6 protein-coding genes are annotated in these 6,518 nt (G+C 70.0%); 1 reads left to right on the top strand and 5 read right to left on the bottom strand.

The genetic code is table 11. The features are described 5' to 3' along the window. Positions 1 to 272: 272 nt before the first annotated feature. Genes pcp through B4E30_RS13355 form a run of 3 tightly spaced genes read right to left on the bottom strand, consistent with a single transcriptional unit; the run spans position 273 to position 2,650 of the window. Positions 273 to 911 (bottom strand): pyroglutamyl-peptidase I, encoded by a 639-nt coding sequence (gene pcp / locus B4E30_RS13365; protein WP_286795570.1) that lies wholly within the window; start codon positions 909 to 911, stop codon positions 273 to 275. A 42-nt stretch (positions 912 to 953) separates the two neighbouring features. Beyond that, entirely contained in the window at positions 954 to 1,973 is a 1,020-nt protein-coding gene (locus B4E30_RS13360; protein ID WP_286795569.1) for a 1-aminocyclopropane-1-carboxylate deaminase, read from the bottom strand. Then, the gene (locus tag B4E30_RS13355; RefSeq protein WP_194383420.1) at positions 1,970 to 2,650 is read right to left on the bottom strand and encodes a GntR family transcriptional regulator; all 681 of its coding nucleotides are present in this window, start codon (positions 2,648 to 2,650) and stop codon (positions 1,970 to 1,972) included. Before B4E30_RS13355 ends, B4E30_RS13360 begins: the two co-directional genes overlap by 4 nt. A 77-nt stretch (positions 2,651 to 2,727) precedes the next feature. Between B4E30_RS13355 and B4E30_RS13350 the strand changes: the two genes are divergently transcribed. Next, positions 2,728 to 4,479 (top strand): proline--tRNA ligase, encoded by a 1,752-nt coding sequence (locus B4E30_RS13350; RefSeq protein WP_194383419.1) that lies wholly within the window; start codon positions 2,728 to 2,730, stop codon positions 4,477 to 4,479. A gap of 49 nt (positions 4,480 to 4,528) precedes the next feature. Here B4E30_RS13350 and B4E30_RS13345 read toward each other — a convergent pair whose 3' ends face one another. After that, positions 4,529 to 5,350, bottom strand: a complete 822-nt coding sequence (locus tag B4E30_RS13345) for a DUF1206 domain-containing protein (protein WP_194383418.1) — start codon at positions 5,348 to 5,350, stop codon at positions 4,529 to 4,531. A 61-nt stretch (positions 5,351 to 5,411) separates the two neighbouring features. Then, the coding region (locus B4E30_RS13340; protein ID WP_286795568.1) for an alanine/glycine:cation symporter family protein at positions 5,412 to 6,518 on the bottom strand (1,107 nt) is incomplete at its 5' end.

Genomic DNA, 6,518 nt, shown 5'->3' with positions numbered 1-6,518 from the left:
GGCCAGATCTTCGTCAAGGGCGAGGTCATCAAGACCGTCCCGGAAGCGGACATCGTCGCCACCCTCATCGCCGAGGCGAACCGGCTCGCCGATGACATGGGTCCGGATGCGCCCGTCGGCACGGCCCAGGTCCTCACCTCCTGACCCGCCCCGCCCGCGCTGCGCTCGCCGCGCTCGCCGATGTCGGAGAATCACGCCGATGTCGGAAGATTCGGGCCGAATCCTCCGACATCGGGCGGATTCTCCGACGAAGCCGCCGGCGCGGGGCTGGGTCAATGGATGCTGCCGGCCGGCACCAGGAGGTCGTGCGGGGTCGCGAGCGTGGTGGCGATCGCGACGTGCAGGGCCGCGGCGATGTCCGCGAGCGGCAGCGCGGGCTGGCCCTCGGGGGCGTGCGCGGTGTCCCACGGCACGTGGATGAAGCCGGCGCGCGTTCCCGGGCGCGACGCGGCGCCGTGCGCGGCGACGTAGAAGACGTGGTTGCACACGTAGGAGCCCGCCGACAGGGAGACCCGCGCCGGGATGCCGCCGGCCGAGACGTCTCGAGCGATCGCCTTCACCGGGAGTGACGAGAACAGGGCCGCGGGGCCGCCCGGCACGCACGGCAGATCCACCGGCTGCGAGCCGTCGTTGTCGGGAATCCGCGCATCCTGCAGGTTGATGGCCACCCGCTCGGGGGTCACCGCGTCTCGCCCGCCGGCGAGTCCGGTGGAGATCACGATGTCGGGACAGTGGCGCTCGATGAGTTCCTCGAGCCGCGCGGCGGCACCGGCGAAGGTCACCGGCAGCACGTCGGTGACCAGACGCGCGGCGCCGTCCCATCCGCCCGCCACCAGGCGCACCGCGTCGCCCGACGGGTTGGTCGGATCGGCGGCGAACGGCTCGAAGCCGGTCAGGAGCACGGTGGTCACCCGGTCCACCCTAGATCGCCGGTCGGGCGCCGTCGGGCGCCGTCACTCCCACAGCGCGTGATAGGCGTTGATCGCCGGCTGACCGCCGAGATGGGCGTAGAGCACGTTCGAGTCGGCGGGGATGTCCCGGTCGCGAACGAGGTCGATGAGCCCCGCGAGCGACTTCCCCTCGTAGACGGGGTCGGTGATCATCGCCTCCAGCTGCGCGCCGAGGGCCATGGCCGCCATCGTCGACTCGACGGGAATGCCGTACAGGTCGCCGGCCCAGCCCTCGAGCATCTGGATCTCGTCGTCGCGCAGGTCGCGGCCCAGCTCGATGAGATCGGCGGTGTGGCGCGCGATGCGGCCGACCTGATCGCGCGTCTTCTCGAGCGTCGCCGAGGCGTCGATGCCGATCACGCGACGCTTCACGCCGGTGAGGTCTTCGAGGGCGGCGAAGCCGGCGATCATGCCCGCGTGCGTGGAGCCGGTCACCGTGCACACGACGATCGTGTCGAACGTGATCCCGAGCTGCCTCTCCTGCTCGGCGAGCTCGAACGCCCAGTTGGCGAAGCCGAGGCCTCCCAACGGATGCTCGGACGCGCCGGCCGGGATCGGGTAGGGCGTGCCGCCGGCCTCCTCGACCTCACGCAGCGCGTCCTTCCACGAATCGCGGATGCCGATGTCGAAGCCGTGATCGTCGAGTCGCGAGTCGGCGCCCATCATGCGCGAGAGCAGGATGTTGCCGACGCGATCGTTGGTGGGGTCGTCCCACGGCACCCACTTCTCCTGCACGAGGCGCGCCTTGAGCCCGAGATGCGCGGCCACCGCGGCCACCTGACGCGTGTGATTCGACTGGTAGCCGCCGATCGAGACCAGGGTGTCGGCGCCGGAGGCCAGCACATCCGGCACGATGTACTCGAGCTTGCGCACCTTGTTCCCGCCGAAGGCGAGGCCGCTGGAAACGTCTTCGCGCTTGGCCCAGATCTGCGCTCCACCGAGGTGCTGGGTCAGTCGCTGCAAGTGCTGCAGCGGGCTCGGCCCGAAGGTGAGCGGATGACGGGGGAACTGGTCGAGCTTCACGGGGTCTCCTCGTGTCGGGGGTCGGTGGGGGAGGCGTCGATGACGAGGCTCTGCCAGGTCTCCTCGGCGAGCGCCGCCGCGGCCTCGGCATCGCCGGCAGCGCACAGCTCGATGAACCGGTCGTGACGGGCTGCGGAATCCCGGCCCTCCTCGACCGATGCGAACCGCAGTCGCTCCGCGCGGTGGAGGATCGGCTCGTACTGCGCGATCACCGCCCGGGCGGCCGAGTTGCCGCACACGTCGACCGCGACGGCGTGGAAGGCGGTGTCGGCGACCAGGGCGCTGTCGGCGTCGCCGGCCGCGTGGGCGGCCGTGAAGCGGGCGTTGGCCGCACGCATCCGATCGAGGTCGACGGCGGTCATGCGGGGCACCGCCGTGAGGACGGCGAGTCGGTGCATGGCGGCGACGACCCGTTGCGCGTCGCGCACGCCCTCGCGCTCGAGGGGCGAGATCACGGTCGATCGTCCCGGCGAGGAGCGCACGAGTCCGGCGCGCCCCAATTCGAGGAGGGCTTCGCGCACCGGGGTTCTGCTGACGCCCAGCCACGTCGCGAGATCGGCGTCGCGCACCTGCTCACCCGGGGTGAGGGTTCCGTCGACGATCGCATCGCGGATGCGTTCGAGAACATCGTCGCGCAGGAGGGGGCGCGGAGGTCGGACCTCCGTAGGGATGGGCATGCAATATATTGCATGCCCATCCAGCGTCATCTGTCAAGCGCGATGCCGCGTCGTCGCGGTCCGTACACTTGTCGATCGTGGTCACCCGTCTGTCGCACCTGTTCCTCCGCACACTCCGAGAAGATCCCGCGGATGCCGAGGTCACCAGTCACCGGCTGCTCGTCCGCGCCGGGTACATCCGCCGGCAGGCTCCGGGCATCTTCGCCTGGTTGCCGCTCGGGCTCCGGGTGAAGAACCGCCTCGAGCGCATCATCCGCGAGGAGATGACCGCGGCGGGGGCCCAGGAGGTGCACTTCCCGGCGCTCATGCCGAGGGAGCCGTACGAGGCGACCGGTCGATGGGAGGAGTACGGCGACGGGATCTTCCGGCTGAAGGATCGCAAGGACGCCGACTACCTGCTGGCGCCGACGCACGAAGAGGCCTTCACCCTCCTGGTGAAGGACCTGTACTCGTCGTACAAGGACCTCCCCCTGACGATCTACCAGATCCAGGACAAATACCGCGACGAGGCGCGTCCGCGCGCCGGTCTGCTGCGCGGCCGTGAGTTCACGATGAAGGACGCCTATTCGTTCGATGCGTCCGACGAGGGCCTCGATGCGTCCTACATGGCGCAGCGCGATGCCTACGAGCGCATCTTCCAGCGGCTCGGTCTCGACTACGTGATCGTGCAGGCCGACGCCGGTGCGATGGGAGGCTCGCGGTCCGAGGAATTCCTGCACCCGACGCCGGTCGGTGAGGACACGTTCGTGCGCAGCGCGGGCGGCTACGCGGCCAACGTGGAGGCCTTCGCGACCATTGCGCCGGAACCGGTCGCCATCGAGGGACAGTCGGCGCCGGTGATCTTCGACTCGCCGAACACGCCGACCATCGCCACCCTCGTCGACCACTGCAACGCCCACCTGGACGGCCGGTTCACCGCCGCGGACACCCTCAAGAATGTCGTGCTCGCCCTCAGGCACCTCGACGGTACCCGCGAGCTCGTCATCGTGGGAGTGCCCGGCGACCGCGACGTCGACGACAAGCGGGTCGAGGTCGCGTTCGCGCCCGCCGAGGTCGAGCCCGCAACCGACGAGGACTTCACCCGCCATCCGGGCCTGGTCAAGGGGTACATCGGGCCGTGGTCTTCCGGAGGTGCGGTGCTCGGTGAGGGATCGACGACCGGCATCCGCTACCTGGTCGATCCGCGCGTCGTGGACGGCTCGCGCTGGATCACCGGCGCGAACATCGATCAGAAGCACGTGCACTCACTCGTCGCCGGCCGCGACTTCGTCGCCGACGGCGTGGTCGACGTCGCGAGCGTGCGAGAGGGCGACCCCGCTCCGGACGGCTCCGGGCCGGTGTCACTGGCTCGCGGGATGGAGATCGGGCACGTCTTCCAGCTCGGCCGCAAGTACGCCGAGGCGCTGGGGCTGAAGGTGCTCGACGAGAACGGCAAGCTCGTCACGGTCACCATGGGCTCCTACGGCATCGGTGTCACCCGCATCCTGGCCATCATCGCGGAGCTCAACAACGACGAGCGCGGTCTCATCTGGCCCGCCTCGGTGGCGCCGTTCGATGTGCACGTGGTCGCAACCGGCAAGGACCCGGTGGCCTTCGAGCTCGCCGAGACGCTCGCCGCACAGCTGGAGCACGGGGGGCTGGATGTCGTCTACGACGACCGCCCGAAGGTGTCTCCCGGGGTGAAGTTCGGCGACGCGGAGCTGGTCGGCGTGCCGCGCATCCTGATCGTCGGCCGCGGTGCGGCCGACGGCAACGTCGAACTGTGGGACCGTCGCACCGGCGAGCGCGTGACGCTCCCGGCCGCCGACGCGGTCGCCGCCCTGACCTGACGCCCCTCTTGCCGTCGCGACGGTGACGTCGTGACGGCGGCTCGTCGACCTAGTCGTCGAGGCGTGCGTACTTTCCGCGCAGAATCGAGAAGACGCCATAGGCGATGAACCCGAACCCGACGCCGACGACGAGCGCCGGGCCGTAGGGGAGACCGACCAGCGTCTGGATGGCGCCGTCGAGGCCGCCTGCGGCATCCGCGTCCACGCGGACGGCGGCGACGAGCACCAGGACGCCCACCGTCACCAGCGAGATCCCCTTGGCGATGTAGCCGATGACGCCGATCACCACCACGGTCCTCCCCATCGCGCCGGCGGGGAGATCGACCTTCTTGCGGAATCCGCGGCGGATGCCGATGACGACGAATCCGACGCCGATCCCGCCGATCACGAGTGCCCCGGCGCCCAGGAGGAAGGGACCGCCGGGGAGGGAGAGGACTCCGCGGCTGACGTCTTCGGTGCTCTGCTCGCCGTTCGGACGCGCGCCCAGGGCGACGGATGCGGCGATGCCGCCGAGGGCGAGGTAGACGACCGCGCGCGCCCACAGCGAGCCCCGCCGGCCCCACTTCTTCGCCGTCCCCTTGTTGCCGGGGCGATCGCGTTGCAGGGATCCGTCGAGCACGTACCAGGCGCCGAGCGCCCAGAGGCCGGCGGCGAGGGCCCACAGCGCCAAAAAGCCCATCGGGGCGGCGGCGAGCGCCTTGAACGCGCCGGACTGGTCGCTGTCGGCGTTGGCTCCGAAGGCGATGGAGACGATGATCGCGCCGAGGATCAGATGCAGAACGCCGTTGGCGACGTAGCCGAGGCGAGCGGCGATGCGCACCGCCGGCGTGGAGCTCGCGTCGCGCGCGGCGGCACTCGCGGATGTACCCATGCGGCAAGGTTAGCCGCGGCCCCGGGCGTGCCTGCGGGGTTGCCCGTCGCTCGCGGATATGTCAGTCGCGCGCGGACCTCTCGTGCAGGTGGTCGCGGTGCTTCTCCGCCTGGCGACCGCGGGTCGTGAGATCGATCGGCCCGGTGACCGACAGCTCGTCCTCCCACACCTCGATGTTCCTCACGCCGGGCAGCCGGTCACGGGTGAAGACGGGGTCCTTGCCTTCGCGCCGCTGCTGCGTGTAGTCGCGAAGGAGCGCGAAGGCGATGCCCGAGAGCAGGCCGATCGCCACGAGGTTCACGAGGGCCATGAAGCCCATCGCGCCGTCGGCGAAGGTCCAGACCACGTCGGCGGACAGCAGCGCTCCGATCAGGACGGCGGCGATCGCGGCGATCCGGTAGCCGAGCAGCGCTCCGCGACTGCGGGTGATGAACTCGATGTTGCTCTCGCCGTAGTAGTAGTTGCCGAGGATCGAGCTGAAGGCGAGCAGGAAGATGATGACGCTCAGCAGGATGTTCGACCACTCGCCCAGGGTGCCGATGACGGCACCCTGGGTCAGGTCGATGCCCCGCTCGGCGTTCGCCAGATCCGGAACCGACACCAGGATGATGAACGCGGTGATCGAGCACACCAGGAACGTGTCGAAGTACACCCCGAGTGTCTGCACGAGGCCCTGTTTGACCGGATGCGTCACGGCCGCCGAGGCGCCGGCGTTCGGCGCCGAGCCGAGACCCGCCTCGTTGGAGAACATGCCGCGCTTGACGCCCGTGAGGATGATGTATCCGAGCGTCGCGCCCACGACCTCGTTCGGCCCGAACGCCTGGGTGAAGATCGTCGCGACCGCAGCGGGCAGCCGGTCGATGTTCAGCGCGACGATCACCAGCCCGATGAGCAGGTACAGCAGCGCCATGAGCGGCACCAGGAGCTGGGTGACCGAGGCGATGCGGCGCACGCCGCCGAAGATCACCAGCGCCATCAGCGTGCTCAGGACGATTCCGATCACCCACGGCAGCCAGGCGGAGGCGGAGTCGTCGAGGCCTCCGGCGATCGTGGCCTGGATGGTGTTGGCCTGCAGCGAAGAGAAGGCGACGGGGAAGCAGATGATGAGGATGACGGCGAACACCACGCCCATCCAGCGGGCTCGCAGTCCGCGCTGCATGTAGTAGGC

The organism is Microbacterium sp. UBA3394 (assembly GCF_002358725.1).
Taxonomy (GTDB): domain Bacteria; phylum Actinomycetota; class Actinomycetes; order Actinomycetales; family Microbacteriaceae; genus Microbacterium; species Microbacterium luteum.
This window is presented reverse-complemented; position numbering and strand designations above follow the sequence as displayed.